This is a genomic window from Comamonas sp. MYb69, from assembly GCF_037479315.1.
Lineage (GTDB): Bacteria > Pseudomonadota > Gammaproteobacteria > Burkholderiales > Burkholderiaceae_C > Comamonas.
In genome coordinates, this window is the sequence record NZ_JBBGZG010000002.1 from 146,921 (window position 1) to 166,835 (window position 19,915).

General features: G+C 65.0%; 19 protein-coding genes. 10 read left to right on the forward strand and 9 right to left on the reverse strand.

From position 1 onward, the window contains the following. Positions 1 to 9: 9 nt before the first annotated feature. Positions 10 to 906: an FAS1-like dehydratase domain-containing protein gene (locus WH303_RS02825; protein WP_339516847.1), complete on the reverse strand. Its 897-nt coding sequence runs from the start codon at positions 904 to 906 to the stop codon at positions 10 to 12. 223 nt (positions 907 to 1,129) lie between these two features. On the opposite strand from WH303_RS02825, the gene WH303_RS02830 reads away from it, so the two are divergent. From WH303_RS02830 to WH303_RS02855, 6 genes are all read left to right on the forward strand, one after another. Further along, positions 1,130 to 2,035, forward strand: a complete 906-nt coding sequence (locus tag WH303_RS02830) for an SDR family NAD(P)-dependent oxidoreductase (RefSeq protein WP_027010539.1) — start codon at positions 1,130 to 1,132, stop codon at positions 2,033 to 2,035. Positions 2,036 to 2,371: 336 nt separating this feature from the next. Then, positions 2,372 to 3,265 carry a MaoC/PaaZ C-terminal domain-containing protein gene (locus WH303_RS02835; RefSeq protein ID WP_339516849.1) on the forward strand — a complete coding sequence of 298 codons (894 nt, stop codon included), beginning with the start codon at positions 2,372 to 2,374 and terminating at the stop codon, positions 3,263 to 3,265. Then, positions 3,262 to 4,530 (forward strand): acetyl-CoA hydrolase/transferase family protein, encoded by a 1,269-nt coding sequence (locus WH303_RS02840; RefSeq protein WP_445228249.1) that lies wholly within the window; start codon positions 3,262 to 3,264, stop codon positions 4,528 to 4,530. Before WH303_RS02835 ends, WH303_RS02840 begins: the two co-directional genes overlap by 4 nt. A 24-nt stretch (positions 4,531 to 4,554) precedes the next feature. Then, positions 4,555 to 5,751 carry an acetyl-CoA C-acetyltransferase gene (locus WH303_RS02845; RefSeq protein ID WP_339516851.1) on the forward strand — a complete coding sequence of 399 codons (1,197 nt, stop codon included), beginning with the start codon at positions 4,555 to 4,557 and terminating at the stop codon, positions 5,749 to 5,751. 44 nt (positions 5,752 to 5,795) lie between these two features. Further along, complete coding sequence (locus WH303_RS02850) at positions 5,796 to 6,785, forward strand: Bug family tripartite tricarboxylate transporter substrate binding protein (protein ID WP_339516853.1); 990 nt, start codon at positions 5,796 to 5,798, stop codon at positions 6,783 to 6,785. 11 nt (positions 6,786 to 6,796) lie between these two features. Then, entirely contained in the window at positions 6,797 to 8,338 is a 1,542-nt protein-coding gene (locus WH303_RS02855) for a class I adenylate-forming enzyme family protein (RefSeq protein ID WP_339516855.1), read from the forward strand. On the opposite strand, the gene WH303_RS02860 is transcribed toward WH303_RS02855, so the two are convergent. The 3 genes from WH303_RS02860 to WH303_RS02870 form a co-directional block, all read right to left on the reverse strand. After that, on the reverse strand, positions 8,325 to 9,146 hold the full coding sequence (locus WH303_RS02860; RefSeq protein ID WP_339516857.1) for a TlpA disulfide reductase family protein: 822 nt from the start codon (positions 9,144 to 9,146) through the stop codon (positions 8,325 to 8,327). The two genes, WH303_RS02855 and WH303_RS02860, sit on opposite strands and share 14 nt — an antisense overlap. A gap of 134 nt (positions 9,147 to 9,280) precedes the next feature. Further along, entirely contained in the window at positions 9,281 to 10,720 is a 1,440-nt protein-coding gene (locus WH303_RS02865) for an NAD-dependent succinate-semialdehyde dehydrogenase (protein ID WP_021027466.1), read from the reverse strand. An 83-nt stretch (positions 10,721 to 10,803) separates the two neighbouring features. Beyond that, positions 10,804 to 12,012, reverse strand: a complete 1,209-nt coding sequence (locus WH303_RS02870; protein ID WP_339516860.1) for an ABC transporter substrate-binding protein — start codon at positions 12,010 to 12,012, stop codon at positions 10,804 to 10,806. 255 nt (positions 12,013 to 12,267) lie between these two features. Between WH303_RS02870 and WH303_RS02875 the strand changes: the two genes are divergently transcribed. The 4 genes from WH303_RS02875 to WH303_RS02890 are packed head-to-tail and all read left to right on the forward strand — an operon-like array spanning position 12,268 to position 15,480. Continuing rightward, on the forward strand, positions 12,268 to 12,633 hold the full coding sequence (locus tag WH303_RS02875) for a Zn-ribbon domain-containing OB-fold protein (RefSeq protein ID WP_312988047.1): 366 nt from the start codon (positions 12,268 to 12,270) through the stop codon (positions 12,631 to 12,633). 14 nt (positions 12,634 to 12,647) lie between these two features. Further along, positions 12,648 to 13,841: a thiolase gene (locus tag WH303_RS02880; RefSeq protein WP_021027469.1), complete on the forward strand. Its 1,194-nt coding sequence runs from the start codon at positions 12,648 to 12,650 to the stop codon at positions 13,839 to 13,841. A gap of 23 nt (positions 13,842 to 13,864) precedes the next feature. Then, positions 13,865 to 15,025 carry an acyl-CoA dehydrogenase family protein gene (locus tag WH303_RS02885; RefSeq protein WP_021027470.1) on the forward strand — a complete coding sequence of 387 codons (1,161 nt, stop codon included), beginning with the start codon at positions 13,865 to 13,867 and terminating at the stop codon, positions 15,023 to 15,025. Continuing rightward, positions 15,022 to 15,480, forward strand: a complete 459-nt coding sequence (locus tag WH303_RS02890; protein ID WP_021027471.1) for a PaaI family thioesterase — start codon at positions 15,022 to 15,024, stop codon at positions 15,478 to 15,480. Before WH303_RS02885 ends, WH303_RS02890 begins: the two co-directional genes overlap by 4 nt. A 238-nt stretch (positions 15,481 to 15,718) precedes the next feature. On the opposite strand, the gene WH303_RS02895 is transcribed toward WH303_RS02890, so the two are convergent. The 5 genes from WH303_RS02895 to WH303_RS02915 form a co-directional block, all read right to left on the reverse strand. Next, a complete protein-coding gene (locus WH303_RS02895; RefSeq protein WP_339516864.1) occupies positions 15,719 to 16,078 on the reverse strand; it encodes a hypothetical protein in 360 nt (119 codons plus the stop codon). A 182-nt stretch (positions 16,079 to 16,260) separates the two neighbouring features. After that, positions 16,261 to 16,521: a cell division topological specificity factor MinE gene (gene minE, locus WH303_RS02900; RefSeq protein WP_339516866.1), complete on the reverse strand. Its 261-nt coding sequence runs from the start codon at positions 16,519 to 16,521 to the stop codon at positions 16,261 to 16,263. Between the two features lie 5 nt (positions 16,522 to 16,526). Further along, positions 16,527 to 17,339, reverse strand: coding sequence for a septum site-determining protein MinD (gene minD / locus WH303_RS02905; RefSeq protein WP_021027473.1), 813 nt, complete (start codon positions 17,337 to 17,339; stop codon positions 16,527 to 16,529). 67 nt (positions 17,340 to 17,406) lie between these two features. Further along, a complete protein-coding gene (gene minC / locus WH303_RS02910) occupies positions 17,407 to 18,138 on the reverse strand; it encodes a septum site-determining protein MinC (protein WP_021027474.1) in 732 nt (243 codons plus the stop codon). A gap of 190 nt (positions 18,139 to 18,328) precedes the next feature. Next, positions 18,329 to 19,843, reverse strand: coding sequence for a hypothetical protein (locus tag WH303_RS02915; protein WP_339516868.1), 1,515 nt, complete (start codon positions 19,841 to 19,843; stop codon positions 18,329 to 18,331). Positions 19,844 to 19,915: the final 72 nt, after the last annotated feature.

The window sequence follows — 19,915 nt, forward strand, 5'->3', positions numbered from 1 at the left end:
TGGCGGCGCTCAGCGGATCTTGGCGGTGGCCTGCATCGTGAGCCAGCCCTCGTGGTCATGCGCCCAGAGCTTGATGGTCTTGCCATCGTCCTGGGGCTCGCCCAGCACGGTAAAAGGGTGCAGATCAAAGGTGGGGCGGATGGCCTTGAACGAGAAGTCGGTCAGCACGGCATCCGGCGCATTGCGGCGCAGCAGATCGACCAACAAGGTTGCGATCAGCGGGCCATGCACGATGAGGCCCGGGTAGCCCTCCTCCTGCGTGACATAGCTGCGGTCGTAGTGGATGCGGTGGCCGTTGAAGGTGAGCGCCGAGTAGCGGAACAGCATCACCGGGTCGGCGGTGATCTCGCGCTTCCAGGCGGCCTGCGTCTGCGCAGCCGTGGGCTGGGGCACCGGGTCGCTGGGCTGGGCGGCGGCGCGGTAGACGATGTCATGCTCCTCGGTCAGCGCCAGGCCCCGGGCATTGCGGTAGCTGTGCTGCACCAGCACAAACAGCAGCTCGCCCGAGCGGCCCACCTTGTGGTCCACCGAGGCGATGCGCGAGACGCGCTCGACACTCTCGCCAATGCGCAGCGGGTTGTCTGCCTGCCACTGCAGGCGGCCACCGGCCCACATGCGCCGGGGCAGCGGCACGGGCGGCAGAAAGCCGCCACGCGCCGGGTGGCCATCGGGCCCCAGCAGGCTTTGCCGCGCCATCGGCAAAAAGTTCATCCAGTGCCACAGCGGCGGCAGGCTGTCGCCATCCTGGGCCGGGAGGTCATCGCGGTCCAGGGTGGCCGACAGGCCCGCCGCGGCCGTACGGGCCACCAGGTCCTGCATGGTCTCGGTCTTGTTGATCCAGCTTTGCAAATGGGCGACCTGCTCGGCAGTGAGCGAGGCGGCAGAAGGTTCAGGGGTTTGCGACATGGTGGCACTGTCGCAGGCTGCGCCCGCCAGCGCAATCGCAGAGATTGGAACCTCTCCTTTTACAGCGGTGAAGACAGCGGGTTAACGCGCATTTGTGAGCCAGCCGTTTCAGTTTGCCAAAGCCCTGCCTACGCATTTGCGAATTGGCAATGCGCTTAATGGACGGCATGCTGATGGCATTCATCGACACACACAGATCCAAGGAAAAGCAGACATGTCCACCATGCTCGAAGGCAAAGTCGTTATCGTCACCGGTTCTGGCGGCGGCATCGGCCGTGATATGGCCCTGGCCATGGCCCAGCAAGGCGCCAAGGTTGTCGTCAACGACATCGGCACCTCCACCACCGGCGAAGGCCATGACGACGGCCCCGCGCAACAGGTCGTCAACGAGATCAAGGCCGCCGGCGGCGAGGCTGTCGCCAATACCGACAGCGTCTCGGACGCCAATGCCGCGGCCAAGATCGTGCAATGCGCGCTCGACAGCTTTGGCAAGCTCGACGGCATCGTCAACAACGCCGGCATCCTGCGGGACCGCTTCTTTCACAAGATGAGCGTCGACGAGTGGGATGCCGTCATCAAGGTCCACCTCTACGGCAGCTACTATGTGGCGCGCGCTGCGGCCAACCACTTCAAGGAGCAGGAAAGCGGCGCGATGGTGCACATGACCAGCACCTCCGGCCTGATCGGCAACTTTGGCCAGGCCAACTACTCGGCCGCCAAGCTGGGCATCGTCGCGCTGTCCAAGAGCATTGCGCTGGACATGGCCAAGTTCCATGTGCGCAGCAACTGCATCTCGCCCTTTGCCTGGAGCCGCATGATCGGCTCCATCCCCACCGACACGCCCGAGCAGCAGGCCCGTGTGGACAAGCTCAAGCAGATGACCCCCAACAAGATCGCGCCGCTGGCCGTCTACCTGCTGAGCGACCAGGCCAAGGATGTGAACGCCCAGGTGTTTGCCGTGCGCAATAACGAGATCTTCCTGATGAGCCAACCGCGCCCCCTGCGCTCGGTGCACCAGGGCGAAGGCTGGACGCCCGAGGACATCGCCTCGCATGCGATGCCGGCGCTCAAATCCTCATTTGTACCGATGGAGCGGTCGGGCGAAGTATTCAGCTGGGATCCGGTTTGACTTGGACTTCCCCCTGAGCCGCTTTGCGGCTTCCCCCTTCTCTCACGCTGCGCGTGGGAAGGGGGACGGCACCCTCCGGGCGGGGCGGCGCGGCCGGCTAGGCCCTTCGTCGGTGCCTGTTAGATCGGCTCTGACAGTTTTTGGCGTGGCGCTCAGTAGGGACGACTGAGTTGTTCACACAGGCTCCATAGGTGTGCTCTGCCAGTTTCAAGCAGGTCCCATGGAGACCTCGCACAACAACCTTCTCACTCGGCGCAGGTTGTATCCGCCTAAAGCTGTCAAAACCTTCCAGCTATTTCGACGCGAAACGCCACAACAACCCCAGAGACAACGACCATGACCATCAATTACCAGCAACTCAAGGACCGGCCGTTTGCGCCGGTGCACCAGGATTACTCGCAGCGCGACACGATGCTGTATGCGCTGAGTCTGGGGGTGGGCAATGATCCGCTCGATGCCCGCAATCTGCCGCTGGTCTACGAGGGCATGGCGCAGCCGCTGCAGGCGCTGCCGACGATGAGCTCGGTGCTGGGCTATCCGGGCTTTTGGGCCAAGGAGGCGGATACGGGGATTGACTGGGTCAAGCTGGTGCATGGCGAGCAGCGCACCACCATCCACCAGCCGCTGCCGGTGGGGGCCAAGGTGGTGGGCAAGACGCGGGTGACGCGGGTGATCGACAAGGGCGCCGGCAAGGGCGCGATTGTGGTGAGCGAACGCAGCCTGGAAGGCGAAGACGGCACGCGCTATGCCACCTTGGAGCAGGTCACGTTCTGCCGGGGCGATGGCGGCTACAGCGAAGCGCTGGGCGGCCAGCCCAGCGACCCCTCGCTGCCGGCACTGGCGCCCACGCCCGACACGGCACCGCGCTGGACCTATACCCACACCATCCGCCCCGAGGCCGCCCTGCTCTACCGCCTGATGGGCGATTACAACCCCCTGCATGCCGACCCCCAGGTGGCGCAGGCCGCTGGCTTTGACAAGCCCATCCTGCACGGCCTGGCCACCTACGGCATGGTCTGCCATGCGCTGGTGATGACAGCCTGCAATGGCGATGCCAGCCTGCTGCGCAGCATGCATGCGCGCTTTTCGTCGCCGGTGTTTCCGGGCGAGACCTTGCGCACCGAGGTCTGGCAGGAAGGCGATGCGCTGCAGTTCCGCGCGCTGGTGGTCGAGCGCGGCATTGTCGTGCTCAGCCATGGCAATGCCAGCCTGGCCGCTGCACAGCCATGAGCATGGGCCAAGGCCGGCAGATGGCGCTGGCAGACCTGGACCTGGCGCAGTTCATCCGCGCTGGCGACAGCGTCGTCTGGGGCCAGTCGGCCGCCGAGCCGCTGTCGCTGATCCAGGCCTATGTGGCCCAGCGCCAGCGCTTTGCCCGCACCAGCGTTTTCCTGGGCATTGGCGGCGCCAACAGCTTGCAGCCTGACCATGCCGATGCCATCGACATGCGCGGCTATGCCGCCGGTGGTTCGCACCGCGCGCTCGGCATGGCCGGTGTGCTCGATCCGACTCCCTGCCACTATTCACAGATTCCGCAGCTGATCGCCAGCCGCCGCATCCCCATTGATGTGGTGTTCGTTCAGGTATCACCGCCCAATGCCGACGGCGACTGCAGCCTGGGCCTGGCCCATGACTACCTGGTCACTGCCATGCGCCATGCGCGCTGCGTGATCGCCGAGGTCAACGCCGATGTGCCCTGGGTGGCAGGCGCCAGCCTGCGCCTGGCCGATGTGGATGCCTGGGTGCAGAGCGACCAGGCCGTGGTCGACGTGCCTGCCGGCAAGATTGGCCCCGCTGAAGAGGCGATTGCGCAGCTGATCGCCAGCCGCGTGGAAGACGGCGCCACCTTGCAGCTGGGCATTGGCAACCTGCCCGATGCGGTGCTGCAGGCGCTGCAAGGCCACCGCGATCTGGGGGTGCACAGCGGCACCATCGGCGACCGCGTCGCCGACCTGGTCGAGGCCGGCGTCATCACCAATGCGCGCAAGGGCATCGATGTGGGCCTGAGCGTGACCGGCCTGCTGATGGGCAGTGCCCGCACCCGGCGCTGGGCGCATAACAACCGCACGCTGCGCATCGCCGGCACCGACTACACCCACAACGCCCGGGTGCTGGGCCAGACCCAGAAGCTCACCGCCATCAACTCGGCGATCGAGGTCGACCTAACGGGCCAGATCAATGCCGAAGTCGTGGCGGGCCAGTACCTGGGCGCGGTCGGCGGTGCTATGGACTTTCTGCGCGCCGCTGCCGCCTGCGATGGCGGCCTGCCGATTGTGGCGCTGCCCTCCACCGCGCGCGGCCAGTCGCGCATCGTCGCGCAGCTGTCCGGGCCGGTTTCCACACCGCGTGCCGATGCCGGCCTGATCGTCACCGAACACGGCATTGCCGACCTGCGCGGCCTGAGCCTGGGCCAACGCCTGCGCGCCATGCTGGCGATTGCCGCACCTGAACACCGAGACCTGCTGGCGGCCCAAGCGCGCCAGCAGCTGAATTGACTGAATTTTTCTGGAGAGATTGAAATGCGTAAAGCCGCCATCGTCACCCCCTTGCGAACCCCGGTAGGCACCTACGGGGGCAGCCTGCGCCCCGTCTCGGTCGAAGACCTGGCAGCGACCACGGTGCGTGCCGTGGTCGAGCGCAGTGGCATCGACCCCAGCCGCATCGACGATGTGGTGTTTGCCCAGTCCTACGCCAGCAGCGAAACGCCTTGCGTAGGCCGCTGGGCCGCGCTGCAGGCCGGCCTGCCGGTGGAAGTGCCCGGCATGCAGCTGGACCGCCGCTGCGGCGGCGGCCTGCAAGCGGTGGTCACCGCCTGCATGATGGTGCAAAGCGGCGCCGCCGATGTGGTGATCGCCGGTGGTGTCGAGAGCATGAGCAATATCGAGTACTACACCACCGATATGCGCTGGGGCAAGCGCGCCGGCAGCGTCACCATGTATGACCGCCTGGACCGGGGCCGCGAGCGCTCGCAACCGGTGGAGCGTTTTGGCGTCATCTCCGGCATGATCGAGACCGCAGAGAACCTGGCGCGCGACTATGGCATCAGCCGCGAAGAGGCCGACGCCTTTGCGCTGCGCAGTCACCAGCGCGCTGCCGCCGCCTGGCAGGCCGGCCGCTTTGATGCCGAGGTGGTGCCCGTCAGCGTGCCGCAGAAAAAGGGCGAGGCTACCCTGTTCAGCCGCGATGAAGGCTTTCGCGCCGATGCCACGATGGACTCGCTGGGCAAGCTGCGCGCCTTGATGAAGGGCGGCACCGTCAGCGCCGGCAATGCCAGCCAGCAAAACGATGCCTCGGCCGCCTGCCTCATCGTCGCCGAAGACAAGCTGCAGGAACTGGGCCTGACGCCGATGGCCAGCCTGGTGGGCTGGGCCGCCGCTGGCTGCGAGCCCTCGCGCATGGGCATTGGCCCGGTGCCTGCCGTCAAGAAGCTGCTGGGCAAGCTGGGCCTCTCGATGAACGACATGGACCTGGTCGAGATCAACGAGGCCTTTGCCTGCCAGGTGCTGGCCGTGCTGCAGGGCCTGGAATGGAATGACGCCGAGCGCCTGAATGTGAACGGCTCGGGCATCTCGCTGGGCCACCCGATTGGCGCGACCGGTGTGCGCATTCTGGCCACCTTGCTGCATGAGCTGGAACGCCGCAAGGGGCGCTACGGCCTGGAGACCATGTGCATCGGCGGCGGCCAGGGCATTGCCGCCGTGTTCGAGCGCTACTGAGCGCCCGCCACCCCCACCGCTTACAAAAAACCAGGAGACAAGACATGACCCTCATCCACCGCCGCGGCCTGCTGGCCGCCACGGCCGCAGCCGCCCTCAGCCTCTGCGCCTCTGTCCATGCCCAGGGGGGCCTGGGATCGGGCGCGCCGGTGCGCCTCATCGTCGGCTACTCGGCCGGCGGCCCCGTGGACCAGGGCGCACGCCTGCTGTCCATCGCGCTGTCCAAGGAGCTGGGCAGCACCGTCGTGGTCGACAACAAGACGGGCGCCAACGCCACCCTGGCGGGCAACGAAACCTCGCGCGCCAACCCCGATGGCCTGACCCTGTGGTTTGCCGCCAGCCCCACGATCACCATCAGCCCCAATGTGATGCGCAAGATGCAGTTCGACCCGGTCAAGGACCTGACCCCGATCGCACCGGTGCTGAGCTACTACAACGTGCTGGTGGCCAACAACAACGAGCCCTTCAAGACCACGCAGGCGCTGGTCGACTATGCCAAGGCCAACCCCGGCAAGCTCAGCTATGCCTCGGCCGGCGTCGGTGGCTCCAACCACCTGGGCACCTTGCTGTTTGCCAAGCGCAGCGGCATCGAGCTGAACCATGTGCCCTACCGGGGCAACGCACCAGCGATGACCGATGTGATGGGCGGCCAGATCAACATGATGATGGACATCATCAGCACCGCTGGCACCTATATCCACGGCAAGAAGGTGACGCCCATTGCCGTGACCTCGCCCCAGCGCAACCCGGCGCTGCCCGATGTGCCGACCTTTGCCGAAAGCGGCATCGAAGGCCTCAAGGGCTTTGATGTGGGCGGCTGGTACGCCGTCTACGGCCCCAAGGGCATGTCGCCCGAGCTGCAGACGCGCCTGAACAAGGCGATCAACGCGGCACTGGCCCAGCCTGAGCTGAAGGCCAAGTACAAGGAGCTGGGCTACGACGAATGGACGGGCAGCCCCCAGACCCTGGTGGAGCGCGCCGCCAAGGAACGCCAGATGTGGTCCACCGTGACCCAGGGCATTGTGGTGGATTGATAGGACCCAAGATGGAATTTCGCATTCACCAGTTTCTGGACCGCTGGCTGCAGGAGGCCCCGGACCGGCCCTTCATCTACCTGCCGGACCGCACGCTGAGCTATGCCGACCTGGGCCGCCTGGTCGATGCGCTGGAAGCGGAGCTGCGCGCGCTGCAGGTGCGCAGCGGCGACCGCGTGCTGGTGGTCGCCGAGAACTGCCCCGAGCATGCCGCGCTGCTGCTGGCCTGCAGCCGCGTGGGCGCCTGGGCCTGCGGCGTCAATGCCCGCATGGCACCGGGCGAGGTGCGCGGCTTTGCCGACAAGGCCGACGCGCGGGTGGTCTACTTCACCGACCGCGTCTCCAAGGCCGCAGCCGCCCACGCCGAGCGCTATGGCGTGAGCCCCTCCTGCGTGCCGGGCCTGGCCCACACGGCAGTGCGTGCCGATGCGCGCGCCGAGCCCGAGCCGGATGGCAATCCGGTGGCCGCCATCATCTTTACCTCCGGCACCACCGGCACCCCCAAGGGCGTGCTGATGAGCCAGCGCGGCGTGGCGCATTTTGCCCGCGTCTCGGCCCAGTCGCGCAGGCTCGGGCCCGATGACAAGGTCTACGCCTTTGTGCCGATGACCCATATCTTCGGCCTGGGCACGGTGCTGCTGGCCTCGCTGTCGGCCGGTGCCGCGCTGGAGATGCGCAGCCAGTTCGAGCCCGCGGACCTGCTCGACGCGCTGGCCCACCATGGCATCACCCAGCTGCAAGGCCCGCCCACCTTGTTTGCGCGCCTCTTGCAGTACTGCGAGCAGCATGGCATCAGCAAGCCATCTGCACCGCATCTGCGCTACCTCTACACCGGCGCCGGCCCGCTCGATCTGGCGCTGAAAACCAAGGTCGAGGCGCTGTTTGGCCAGACCCTGCACCATGGCTATGCGATGAGCGAATACGCTGGCTCGCTGCACCTGACGCGCATCGACGAGGCGCGCAGCGACACCAGCGCGGGCTACTGCATCGATGGCGCGGAGCTGCAGATCGTCGATCCGCACAGCGGCCGGCCGCTGCCGACCGGCGAGCGGGGTGAGATCTGGGTGCGTGGCACGGGTTTAATGCCCGGCTACTTCCGTGACCCCGAGGCCACGGCCGCCGCCTTGCGCGACGGCGGCTGGTATGCCACCGGCGACCTGGGCGAGCTGCATGCCGATGGCGCGCTGTTCGTCGTGGGCCGCCTCAAGGAGATGATCATCCGCTCGGGCTTCAACGTCTACCCCAGCGAGGTCGAGCATGCGCTGGGCAGCTTTCCCGGCATCCAGCGCGCCGCCGTCGTGGGCCAGAAAGAGGCCGATGGCAACGAGGCCATCATCGCCTTTGTGGTGCAGGATGCCCGCCATCCACCCGACCTGGATGCCTTGCAAGCGCATTTGCGCGAGCACCTGGCGCCCTACAAGCGGCCGGCACGCATCATCGCCATCGATGAGCTGCCGGTGAATGCCAATGGCAAGGTGATGAAGCGCGAGCTGCAGGCCCGGCTGGAGGCCGAGCAGGCCGCTGCCGCGCCCGCAAGCGCTACGGCGTCGTAGCCGGCACGATCTGCTGCATGAAATCGTTCAGGCTGGCGGCAGACAACTCGCCCACGCGCTGGCCCTGCAGCTGGCCGCTGGCGTCATAGAACAAGGTGGTGGGCAGCGCGCGGCTGCCGGCCACCTCGCCCATGCTGTTGCGCGGATCGAGCAGCACCTGGCCATCGGGCAGGCCAAAGCCGCGTGCGGCCTTCAGCACCACCTCAGGCGCCTCTTGCTGGTTCACCCAGAGAAACTGCGCCTGCGGGTAGCGCTTTTGCGCCTCCAGCAGCGCAGGCATCTCGCGCACGCAAGGGGTACACCAGCTGGCCCAGAGGTTGATCACCACAGGCTTGCCCTTGAACTGGTCGAGCGCATGGGTTTGGGCATCGAGCGCCACCAGCGACAGCGGCGGCAAGGCCTTGGCGCTGGAGGAGAAGTTGTAGACCAGCGCATTGCCGCCCAGCCACAGCGCCGCAAACAGCGCCGCCGCACCCACCAGCGGCTGCAACACCGCCTTTTTACGCAGCCACAGCCACCACATATAGACAAGCGCCACCGCCAGCGCCGCCCAGGGCTCCCAGCCCCCATCGCGCACATTGAGCATCGACAGCGGCTGCGCCAGGTACTCATCGGCATAGCGGGCGACAAAGCCCAGGCGCGCCGCCACGAGCGCCAATAGCGGCAGCAGCCAGGCATGCGGCGTCGTGGACAGGCCGCGCTTGCGCGCCCAGCGCGCCAGCAGCACATCGGCCGCAAGCCATGCCAGCATCAAAATGACCAAACCCCAGGGCAGTGAGAACGGCCCGATCTGTAAACTTGCGCTCATCGTTGTATTTTTTAAAAACAGAAGGCGCTGGCGTGCGGGCACACCAGCGGCGAATCTGCTGTCTGAATACCTGGCGCGGTGTTTGGTTCCATCGCGGAGCCCCACAGCAGGGGCCGGCGATGCAGCAGCAGCGGTTACTGGTCTTCGCTCACCAGCTTGATATTGCAGTAAGCCTGCAGCCCTTCAATGCCGCATTCCGAGCCCCAGCCGCTTTCCTTGACACCGCCAAAGGGCGCCTCGGCCATGGAGATGTTCAAGGTGTTGATGCCCAGCATGCCGGTCTGCACGCCGTTGGAGAGTTGCTGGCGCACGGCGCTGTCCTGCGTGAAGGCATAGGCGGCCAGGCCGTACTGCAGGCGGTTGGCGCGCTGCAGCGCTTCGTCCATGTCGGCGATGGGATTGATCAGTGCGACCGGGCCAAAGGGCTCCTCGTTCATCAGGCCGGCGTCTTCGGGCAGGTTGCTGATGACGGTGGGCTCCCAGAAGAAGCCCTTGCCGGGCATGCGCTTGCCGCCGGTGTGCAAGGTGGCGCCCTTCTCCTGCGCATCGGCGATCAGGCGGGTGAGGGCCTCGATGCGGCGCGGGTTGGCCAGCGGGCCCATCTGGCTTGACTCGTCCAGGCCATTGCCGACCTTGAGCTTTTTGGTGCGCTCGACAAAGGCGGTCACAAAGCTGTCGAACACATCGCGGTGCACATAAAAGCGCGTGGGCGAGATGCAGACCTGGCCGGCGTTGCGGAACTTGCCGGCGACCAGCGCGTCAGCGGCCTTGTTGATATCGGCATCCTTCCAGACGATGACCGGCGCATGGCCGCCCAGCTCCAAGGTCGCGCGCTTCATGCTCTTGGCCGCATGCGAGGCCAGCATCTTGCCCACGGCGGTGGAGCCGGTGAACGAGAACTTGGCCACCTCGGGCTGGTCGAGCAGGTAGCCCGAGACCTCGGCCGGCACACCAAACACCATGTTCAGCACGCCAGCGGGCAGGCCGGCGTCGTGCAGCACCCTCACCAGCTCCTGGGCGGTGGCGGGGGTTTCCTCGGCGGGCTTGAGCACCAGGGTGCAACCAGCGGCCAAGGCGCCGGCAATCTTGCGCGCGGGGGTGATGGCCGGGAAGTTCCAGGGCGCAAAGGCGGCGCAGACGCCGACGGGCTCATGGTGCACGGCGATGCGCTGGGTCGGGGTCTTGCCCGGCACCAGGCGGCCATAGTTGCGGCGGCCTTCTTCGGCATACCAGTCATAGGTGTCGGCGGCGGCCAGCACTTCGAGCTTGGCTTCGCGCACGGGCTTGCCCTGCTCCAGGGTCATGCAGCGGGCGATATGGTCGGCACGCTCACGGATCAGGCTGGCGGCCTTGCGCAAGATGTCCGAGCGGGCCAGTGGTGAGGTGCGCTTCCAGCCTTCAAACGCTGCGTTGGCGGCCTGCAGGGCGGCCTGCAGATCGGCGGCGCTGGCATGGGGCAGCTGGCCCAGCGTGGATTCATCAAGCGGGTTGATGACGGGCTCACTCTTGCGGCCGTCGGCGGACAGCCATTGGCCGTTGATAAACAGTTGCAACTGTGGATAAGCTTGGGACATGGTTGGCTCCTGCAAGGGGGTTTGGAATGCATAACGCGGTCTTTCAGCGCTGAAGACCGCGTTGCCTGTGGATAAGTCTGTGGTTACTTCTTCACGAAACCACACTTGCCATCGGCCATGGGCCGGAAGGCCTGGTCACCCGGAATGGTGGCCAGCACCTTGTAGTAATCCCAAGGGCCTTTGGATTCCTCGGGCGACTTGACCTGCACCAGGTAGAGGTCGTGCACCATGCGGCCGTCCTCGCGCACATGGCCGTTCTGGCTGAAGAAATCCTCGATCTTGTTGGACTTGAGGTACTTGGTCACCGCGGGGCCGTCGTCGGTCTTGGTCGCGGCCACGGCCTTCAGGTACTGGGTCACGGCCGAGTAGGTACCGGCATGCACCATCGAGGGCATGGTCTTCTTGCCCATGCGCTCAAAAAAGCGCTGCGAGAAGGCGCGCGTCTCGGGGGTGCGGTCCCAGTAGAAGGCAGTGGCAAAGGTCAGGCCCTGCGCGGTCTTGAGGCCCAGCGAATGCACGTCCTGGATGAACATGAACTGCGGCGCCACGGTCTGCTTTTGCATCAGGCCAAACTGCTTGGCCGACTTGATCGCATTGATGGTGTCATTGCCGGCGCTCACCAGGGTGACCACCGAGGCCTTGGACTCCTGCGCCTGCAGCACAAAGGACGAGAAATCGCTGGCATTGAGCGGGAAGTTGGTGCGGCCCACGATCTTGCCGCCGCCTTTGGTGACGATATTGGTCACCGTCTCGGCGCCGGCCTTGCCGAAGGCATAGTCCACCGCCATGATGTACCAGTCCTTCTTGCCTTTTTCCAGCATCGCGTGGGCCACGCCGCTGGCCATCGCATAGGTGTCATAGGTGTAGTGGATGCCGGTGGGGATGCAGGCTTCGCTGGTCAGCGCGTCCGATGCGCCGCCCGAGGTCAGCACCAGCTTGTTGCGCTCCTTGGCCAGGTTGTAGACGGCCATCGCGACCGCCGAGTTATTCAGGTCCACCACCACATCCACGCCATCGGTATCGAACCAGGTGCGTGCGCGGCTGGCGCCGACATCGGCCTTGCCCTGGTGGTCGGCAAACACCACCTCGATCTTCTTGCCCCCGACCGTGCCGCCAAAGTCCTCGACCGCCATGCGCGCGGCTTCGAGCGAGCCCCGCCCTGCGGTATCGGCATAGGGGCCAGACATATCGCTGAGCACGGCAATCTTGACGACATCGTCAGAGATGCCCTGCGCTTGTGCGCCCGTCGTGCAGCATGCGGCCATGGCCAAAGCCAGCGCGGTCATTTTCATGGTCTTGTCTCCGGTTTTATAGAAAGCGTTTGACAGACGATGCTAGAGATTTCTGGCCCCCTGGTTTCTGCATTTGCCAAGCGCCGCCTTAGCCTGCGCCAAAGCCTAGAAAACCCTGATACCCACAGAAGCGAAAGCAGTGTCACCCAGGTTCGTCAAGCGCGGCCAAACCCCCTCTTCGGCAACCAATAATTGCGTGCAGCAGGCAATGGGGCCATGCTTCACCATCCGCTATCTCCTCAGAAAGATTCCGCAATGACACCCTCGATGTCAAGCCAGTACCAGGCTGCATTGGATACGGGCAGCTTCCAGATTCAGCGCTGCAAGGCCTGCGCCCAGGCCATCTTCTACCCCCGTGAGCTGTGCCCGCATTGCGGCAGCGATGCGCTGGCCTGGGAGCAACCCAGCGGCCAGGGCACGGTCTACTCGACCACGGTGATCCGCCGCAAGGCCGAGGCCGGTGGCGACTACAACGTCGCGCTGGTGGACCTGGCAGAAGGCCCGCGCATGATGAGCCGCGTCGAAGGCATGGCACCGGCCGATGTGAAGATCGGCATGGCGGTGAAAGCCGAAGTCATCGCGCACAACGGCAAGGGCCTGGTGGTGTTCAAAGCCGCATAACGAGGGATAAAAACATGGCACAAGTACATACCAGCAGCGGCCTGCGCGCGCTGCGCGGCAAGGCCGCCATCAGCGGCGTGGCCACCTATGGCTGCGGCGAAGCCCCGGGCTCGGACGACATGCTGCTGCTCGCCCGCGCTGCCCATGCGGCCGTGGCCGATGCGGGCTTGACGATGCAGGACATCGACGGCCTGGCCACCTGCAGCGTCAACGCGACGATGTGGCCTATGCCGGTGATCGAGCACCTGGGCATCAACCCGAACTACATCAACGGCACCATGGTGGGCGGCTCCAGCTTTATCGCCCACCTGCTGCCCTCGATCATGGCCTTGGAGGCCGGCCAGTGCAAGCATGTGCTGGTCTGCTACGGCAGCGCCCAGCGCTCGGCCGCCTTTGGCCGCAAAGAATCGACCGCTGCGCGCAAGTTCATGGACCCGCAGCCTTTTGAGCACCCGTTTGAGCCCACGATGCCGGTCGCGGCCTATGCGATGGCTGCGGCGCGCCATATGCACCAGTACGGCACCACGCGCGAGCAGCTTGCGGCCGTCGCCGTCTCGGCGCGCCAGTGGGCGCAGAAGAACCCCGAAGCCTTCATGCGCGATCCGCTCTCCATCGAGCAGGTGCTGGGCGCGCGCATGGTGGCCGATCCCTTCACCGTGCGCGACTGCTGCCTGGTGACCGATGGCGGCGGCGCCTTTGTGCTCAGCCGCGCCGAAGATGCCCAGCGCGGCCCGAACGCGCCCATCTATGTGCTGGGCAATGCGACCGCTTGCTGGAACCGCCAGATCTCGTCGATGCCCGACCTCACCGTCACCGCCGCAAGCCAGTCGGGCGCGCAGGCCTTTGCGATGGCGGGCCTGACGGCGCAGGACATGGATGTGGTCGAGCTCTACGACGCCTTCACCATCAACACCCTGCTCTTCCTGGAGGACCTGGGCTTTGTCAAAAAGGGTGAGGCCGGTGCCTTTGTTGCCAGCGGCGCGATTGCACCGGGCGGCAGCCTGCCGGTCAACACCAATGGCGGCGGCCTGTCCTGCGTGCACCCGGGCATGTACGGCATCTTTGCGCTGATCGAGGCAGTGCGCCAGTTGCGCGGCAACTGCGGCGAGCGCCAGGTGGCGGGCGCCCAGCTCGCACTGGCCCACGGCAATGGCGGCACCCTGTCCAGCCAGGCCACGGCGATTTTGGGCACGGCGGCAACGCTCTAAAGCCCTGCAACAGAGAACCATCCATGATCCGAGACCAAGAAACCCTGGACGCGCTGCTCGACAGCGTGCGCCGCTTTGTACGCGAACGCCTGGTGCCCGCCGAGAACGAAGTTGCCGAGACCGACGAGATCCCCGAAGCCATCGTGCAGGAGATGCGCGATCTGGGCCTGTTCGGCCTGACCATTCCTGAAGCGTTCGGCGGCCTGGAGCTGACGATGGAAGAGGAAGTGCATGTGCTGCTGGAGCTGTGCCAGACCTCGCCCGCCTTCCGCTCGGTGATCGGCACCACGGTGGGCATCGGCTCGCAAGGCATCCTGATGGATGGCACCGATGCCCAGAAGGCCGAATGGCTGCCGCGCCTGGCCACCGGCGAGGTGATCGCCTCGTTCGCGCTGACCGAGCCCGAAGCCGGCTCGGACGCCGCCTCCTTGCGCACCACCGCCGTCAAGCAGGGCGACCACTACCTCGTCAACGGCACCAAGCGCTTCATCACCAATGCGCCCCATGCCGGCATGTTCACCCTGATGGCGCGCACCAACCCGGCCGACAAGGGCGCCGGGGGCGTGTCCTCCTTCATCGTCGATGCCAAGAGCCCGGGCATCAGCTTTGGCAAGTACGACAAGAAGATGGGCCAGCGCGGCGCCCACACCTGCGATGTGATCTTTGACAACGTCAAGGTGCCCGCAGCCAACCTGATTGGCCTGCAAGAGGGCCGGGGCTTCAAGACCGCGATGAAGGTGCTGGAAAAGGGCCGTATCCACATCGCCGCCGTAGCGGTGGGCTGCGCCAAGCGCATCCTGCGCGATGCGCTGCAGTACTCGCTCGAGCGCAAGCAGTTTGGCCAGGCGATCTGCGACTTCCAGCTGGTGCAGGCCATGCTGGCTGACAGCCAGGCCGAGCTCTATGCCGCCGAGTGCATGACCATCGACGCCGCGCGCCGCCGCGATGCGGGCCAGAACGTCTCGACCGAGGCATCGAGCGCCAAGATGTTTGCCACCGAGATGTGCGGCCGCGTGGCCGACCGCGCGGTGCAGATCCTGGGCGGCTCGGGCTATATGGCCGAGTACGGCATCGAGCGCTTCTACCGCGATGTGCGCCTGTTCCGCCTCTACGAAGGCACCACCCAGATCCAGCAGATCATCATTGCGCGCAACATGGTGCGCGACGCCAAGGCCGCCGCATGAGCACCACCCCACCCCGCCAGCAGCTGAGCATCGAGGACCTCAACACCCGCGTGCCCTTTTTGCGCCTCATCGGCGCGCGCCAGGACCCGAACTTTGAAGACGGCATCGTGCGCGTGCACCTGCCCGACCTGCGCGAGGAACTGTGCAACCAGCTGCCCGCCGCGCATGGCGGCATTCTGATGACCCTGCTCGACGTGGCCATGTCGCGCGCTGCCGTGCTCGCGCCCGGCGCGCCGTCGAGCACCGCCGTCACCGTCGAGATGTCCTCGCGCTTCATCTACCCGGGCCGTGGCCCGCTGGTCGCCGAAGGCTGGGTCATCAACCAGGGCCGCTCGCTGTGCACCTGCCAGGCCAACATCTACGACGCCAACCGCCGCATCCTGGCCACCGCCCAGGGCACCTTCAAGTACTGGAAAGCCCACGCCTACGACAACACGGCCGAGCCCAGTGCATAACTGAGGGGAAAAGCACGGGCATGTGCATAGTTTTGTGGATAAGCCGCTGACTTATCCACGACCCACCAGAAATCCACCGACTTACCCCCAACAAAAACGCGACCCGAAGGTCGCGTTTGTTTTTGGAGGAAAGGGGAGCGCTGCAAGGCAGCAAAAAACCAGGAGCTGATCCCGGTATTCAACAACGAAGCCCAGCAGCATACAGAGCACTATCTCGGCACATAGCCAGGGAACAGGCCTAGCGCGATAGCTCTCTCCACACCAACGCGGCCACCAACAGCACCAGCACGCCGATTGCTCCGATCAGCACCTGGGTGAGAGAGCGGTTCGCACTCTCAAGACTGCTGGAGCTGGCCAGATAAGCGTGATAAGCCGCAACGTCAACGGGATGGGCAACTATATGCGAAGGATTGCGCATTAGCTGGACGGCATCCTCGAGCTGCTCCTCGAGTGCGCAAAAGACCAAATACTCGAAACCAGCTTTTCTATTGAGATGCGTTTTCGAGTGCACAACGAGTGCTGCAATACCTGCATCTTCGAGGCATCTACTCAAACTGTATGCCGCATCGCTCGTATGAAACCCGCCCAATAACTTCATGGCTTGCAGAGGTCAAATCAACATGACACGCTAGCACATGATCGCGCCAAAATAGTGCGCACAATAAGTTACCAACACATATCTCGTCGGTCAGCTAGTTAGCAAAGCAAACGGAGGCATCAAGCCTCCGTTTATTTTGCGCCCATTGGTCGAGCGCTTATCCCGGTCGTGCCAGGCACAGATTACTTGGGCTCTGGCAGCTCGATTTTCACTTCGAGAACTTCAAGATTGTCTTGTCGTTCCAGGTTCACACGGACGTCGTCGGGATTGATGGAAACATACTTGGCAATGACGGCCATCAGCTCCTTCTGCAGCGCAGGCAGATAGTCTGGCTGGCTGTTGCTACGCCCAGTGCGCTCACGCGCCAAAATAATCTGCAGCCGCTCCTTGGCGACCGACGCGGTCTTTTTCTTTTCACCCAAGAACAGGGACAGCAAGGACATTGAACTTACCTCCCAAAAATGCGTTTGAAGAAACCAGGCTTCTGCGCATCGGTAAAGCGCATCGGCTTGTCTTCACCCAAAAAGCGTGCCACCACATCCTTGTAGGCTTCGGACACATCGGTCTGGTTCAGGTTGATCGCAGGCGTGCCCTGGTTGGACGCCTGCAGCACCGATTCCGACTCGGGAATCACACCGATCAGCGGAATGCGCAGAATGTCCTGGATATCTTCCAGCGACAGCATCTGGCCATCCTGCACCCGGTTGGGGTTGTAGCGCGTGATCAGCAAGTGCTCCTTGATCGGATCGCCGCCATCGACGGCGCGCTTGGTCTTGGAACTGAGCATGCCCAGAATGCGGTCCGAGTCACGCACGGACGACACCTCAGGGTTGGTGACCACCAGCGCCTCGTCAGCAAAGTGCATCGCCATCAGCGCGCCGCTCTCGATACCGGCGGGCGAGTCGCAGACGATGAAGTCAAAGTCCATCGCCGCCAGGTCCTTGAGGATCTTCTCGACCCCGTCCTGCGTCAGCGCATCCTTGTCGCGCGTTTGCGAGGCGGCCAGGATGTAGAGGTTCTCCAGCTGCTTGTCCTTGATCAGCGCCTGGTTGAGGTTGGCCTCGCCCTGGATCACATTGATCAGGTCATAGACCACACGGCGCTCGCAGCCCATGATCAGGTCCAGATTGCGCAGGCCGACATCGAAGTCGATCACCGCAGTCTTGTGGCCGCTCAGTGCCAGTCCGGCCGCAAAGCTTGCACTGGTGGTAGTTTTTCCAACTCCGCCCTTGCCGGAAGTTACAACGACGATTTTTGCCATCTTTCGATCCGATCCCTTTACGTCCTCAAATGTCCAAAGCCCGGTGCGGGCCGTCCCCGTGCGCCTGTCACAGCGGCTCGATCAACAGTTTCTCACCTTCAAGCCGCACCACGGCTGCCTTGCCCGACAGCTCGGCGGGCCAATCCGACTCGACCGTGCGGTAGATGCCCGCGATGGACACCAGCTGCGGCTCAAAACAGGTGCAATAAATACGTGCACTCTTGTCCCCCCGGGCGCCGGCCACGGCCCGGCCCCGCAAGGGCCCGTAGACATGGACGTTGCCATCGGCAATCACCTCGGCGCCGTAGCTGACGATGGCGTTGACGATCACATCGCTGCCCGCCGCATAGACCTGCTGGCCCGAGCGCATCGGTTTGTCGACCCGCATGGTCGCCTTGGCCGGCAGCTGCACTTCCTTGATGACCTCGACTTCGACCTCGCGCACTTCGGGCTCGGCCGCCTTGCGCGCCGGTGGCGCCTCGGGCGCGGCAATCAGGCCGGCCGCATAGGCACTGGCCATCTGCGCCTCGCTGCCGCCGCGCACCGCCACCGGTGTGGTGCGGTACTGGCGCAGCAAGGCCACCAGGGCGGCAAAGTCGATGTCCTCATCGGCCTCGCGCAGCTGCGCCAGATCGACCAGCACCGGGTCATGGTCGAAAAAGGCGGAATCGCTGCCAAAACGCTCGGCAAACTCCTGCGCCAACTGCTCCAGGTCGGCCGAACGCAGAGCGAACGCAACCACCGGCAACTGGGCGCTTTTCATATCGAAACCGCTGCGCTGGGTCGTTTCACCTGACATGGTTATAAGCCGATCTAGTTACTGGACATGAATCGGCAAAGTGTAACCTGCCTGACGTGAATCGCCGCGGCCGGTCTGCCGTTTTGCCCGGATTGACAACACTCTTTTACCAATGAAGCCGCGCTTACGGGCGGATACAGAGTGCCATAAAAAAGGGCGCTTGCGCGCCCTCAAAGAATGCCACAACCCGTCAAGGCTTGAGCTGGAAACCGCAGTGGCCGCAGAACACATCGTCGGCCGCCACCACTTCAAAGCAGCTGCGGCAGCGCAGCAACGGCTCGGAGGCCGCCGGTGCCGCTGGCGCTGCTGTGGGCGGCAAGGCCGATGCGGCTGCCGCACCACCTGCTACTGCTGCAGTACCCAGGCCGGCTGCTGGCGCTGGCGCCACCGGGGCTTGCACCGGGGCAGGAGCCACCACGGGTGCCGAGGCTACAGGAGTCGTGGCTACAGGAGTCGTGGCTACAGGAGTCGTGGCTACAGGAGCCGGAGCGACAGGGGCTGGTGGCTGCACAGGCGCAGGCGCCGGTACCGGCGCGGCCACCGGTGCAGGGACTGGCGCCACGGGCGCAGCAGGTGCGACCGGCGCAGGTGCCGGGGCAAAGATATCGTGGTGCGGTGCCACCGGTGCGGCTGGCGTCACTGGCGCCACAGGCGCTGCCGGGCCACGTGCCGCAGCACCCTGGTGGCCATGGCCATCCATATGCGCGGCGTGGCGCACCTTGTCGGCCGCTTCACGGGCCATGCCCTGGGCCTGGCGGGCCTTTTCGCGCGCCAGGTCAATGCCGGCCTGCAGGCTCTCTTCGGTGCCCTGCTCATCAAGACCGTCGGTGACCATCAGGTAGATGATGTTCACGCCCATGATCATCACCTGCATGGTCAGCGCCATGAGCACCGCAAACAGGATCACGGTCGACAGGGTGCCGGCCAGCATATGGCCGCTGCTGGCCATCGCGCCAAAGGCGGCGGAGTTGCCCATGCCGCCCATCGAGGCCATCATGCTCGGGCCAATCACGCCGCTTGCAATGGCCGTCATGTAGGCAAAGCCGGGGATGAAGCCGGTGAACACCACCAGGGTGATCACGGTGATGACGATGTAGAGCGCCAGCAGCATCAGCACCAGTGGCACCAGGCGGGTGCGCACGACGGCCACCACCAGCGATACTGCGCGGCGCAGCGAGCGGCCATCCCAGATCGCGGGCGCGAGCAGGGGCGCCGCCACCCAGTACAGCGCGATGAAGAACACCGAGGCGGCGATCACCATCACCGGGTGGGCAAAGAACAGCAGGATCGGTCCGATGAACGGGATCTTGCAGACGAAATACACAATGGCCGCCACCAGGCACAGGCCCAGCACCACAGCCAGCACCAGCAGACCAAACAGGATAAAGCGCGGCACACACAGCAGGCCCGCCCGGATCGCGGCGGCGACGCTGCGCTGCTCCACATCCTTGGCCTTGTCCTGCAGCAGGATGCCGACGGCCGACATGCCGGCCGAGAACACCACCGAGGCGATGACCAGGAACAGCAGTGCCAGCAGCATGCTGCCCGCACGGGTTGCCAGCATCTGGCCGCCCACCATCACCAGCCCTCCGGCCAGCCAGGTCAGGAACGACAAGCCGAGCACGCGCCACTGGGTCAGCCCCTCGGCCGCTCGCATCAGTTGGCCAAAGTCAATGGACTTCAACATCGATTGGGGAGAAGACATCTGCGATTCCTTCGTCGTTTTTACCGTATAGCTGCTCCGCCATGGCCCGCGCAGGCGCGTTCATGGCGGAGA

Bases quoted from the DNA above. Each gene is read 5' to 3' on its own strand.
- WH303_RS02875 (WP_312988047.1), top strand. From the start codon at position 12,268: ATGACACCCTCGATGTCAAGCCAGTACCAGGCTGCATTGGATACGGGC.
- WH303_RS02880 (WP_021027469.1), top strand. From the start codon at position 12,648: ATGGCACAAGTACATACCAGCAGCGGCCTGCGCGCGCTGCGCGGCAAG.
- WH303_RS02835 (WP_339516849.1), top strand. From the start codon at position 2,372: ATGACCATCAATTACCAGCAACTCAAGGACCGGCCGTTTGCGCCGGTG.
- WH303_RS02845 (WP_339516851.1), top strand. From the start codon at position 4,555: ATGCGTAAAGCCGCCATCGTCACCCCCTTGCGAACCCCGGTAGGCACC.
- minE (WP_339516866.1), bottom strand. From the start codon at position 16,521: ATGTCCTTGCTGTCCCTGTTCTTGGGTGAAAAGAAAAAGACCGCGTCG.
- WH303_RS02840 (WP_445228249.1), top strand. From the start codon at position 3,262: ATGAGCATGGGCCAAGGCCGGCAGATGGCGCTGGCAGACCTGGACCTG.
- WH303_RS02825 (WP_339516847.1), bottom strand. From the start codon at position 906: ATGTCGCAAACCCCTGAACCTTCTGCCGCCTCGCTCACTGCCGAGCAG.
- WH303_RS02885 (WP_021027470.1), top strand. From the start codon at position 13,865: ATGATCCGAGACCAAGAAACCCTGGACGCGCTGCTCGACAGCGTGCGC.
- WH303_RS02830 (WP_027010539.1), top strand. From the start codon at position 1,130: ATGCTCGAAGGCAAAGTCGTTATCGTCACCGGTTCTGGCGGCGGCATC.
- WH303_RS02915 (WP_339516868.1), bottom strand. From the start codon at position 19,843: ATGTCTTCTCCCCAATCGATGTTGAAGTCCATTGACTTTGGCCAACTG.
- WH303_RS02895 (WP_339516864.1), bottom strand. From the start codon at position 16,078: ATGAAGTTATTGGGCGGGTTTCATACGAGCGATGCGGCATACAGTTTG.
- minD (WP_021027473.1), bottom strand. From the start codon at position 17,339: ATGGCAAAAATCGTCGTTGTAACTTCCGGCAAGGGCGGAGTTGGAAAA.
- WH303_RS02890 (WP_021027471.1), top strand. From the start codon at position 15,022: ATGAGCACCACCCCACCCCGCCAGCAGCTGAGCATCGAGGACCTCAAC.
- minC (WP_021027474.1), bottom strand. From the start codon at position 18,138: ATGTCAGGTGAAACGACCCAGCGCAGCGGTTTCGATATGAAAAGCGCC.
- WH303_RS02870 (WP_339516860.1), bottom strand. From the start codon at position 12,012: ATGAAAATGACCGCGCTGGCTTTGGCCATGGCCGCATGCTGCACGACG.
- WH303_RS02850 (WP_339516853.1), top strand. From the start codon at position 5,796: ATGACCCTCATCCACCGCCGCGGCCTGCTGGCCGCCACGGCCGCAGCC.
- WH303_RS02860 (WP_339516857.1), bottom strand. From the start codon at position 9,146: ATGAGCGCAAGTTTACAGATCGGGCCGTTCTCACTGCCCTGGGGTTTG.
- WH303_RS02855 (WP_339516855.1), top strand. From the start codon at position 6,797: ATGGAATTTCGCATTCACCAGTTTCTGGACCGCTGGCTGCAGGAGGCC.
- WH303_RS02865 (WP_021027466.1), bottom strand. From the start codon at position 10,720: ATGTCCCAAGCTTATCCACAGTTGCAACTGTTTATCAACGGCCAATGG.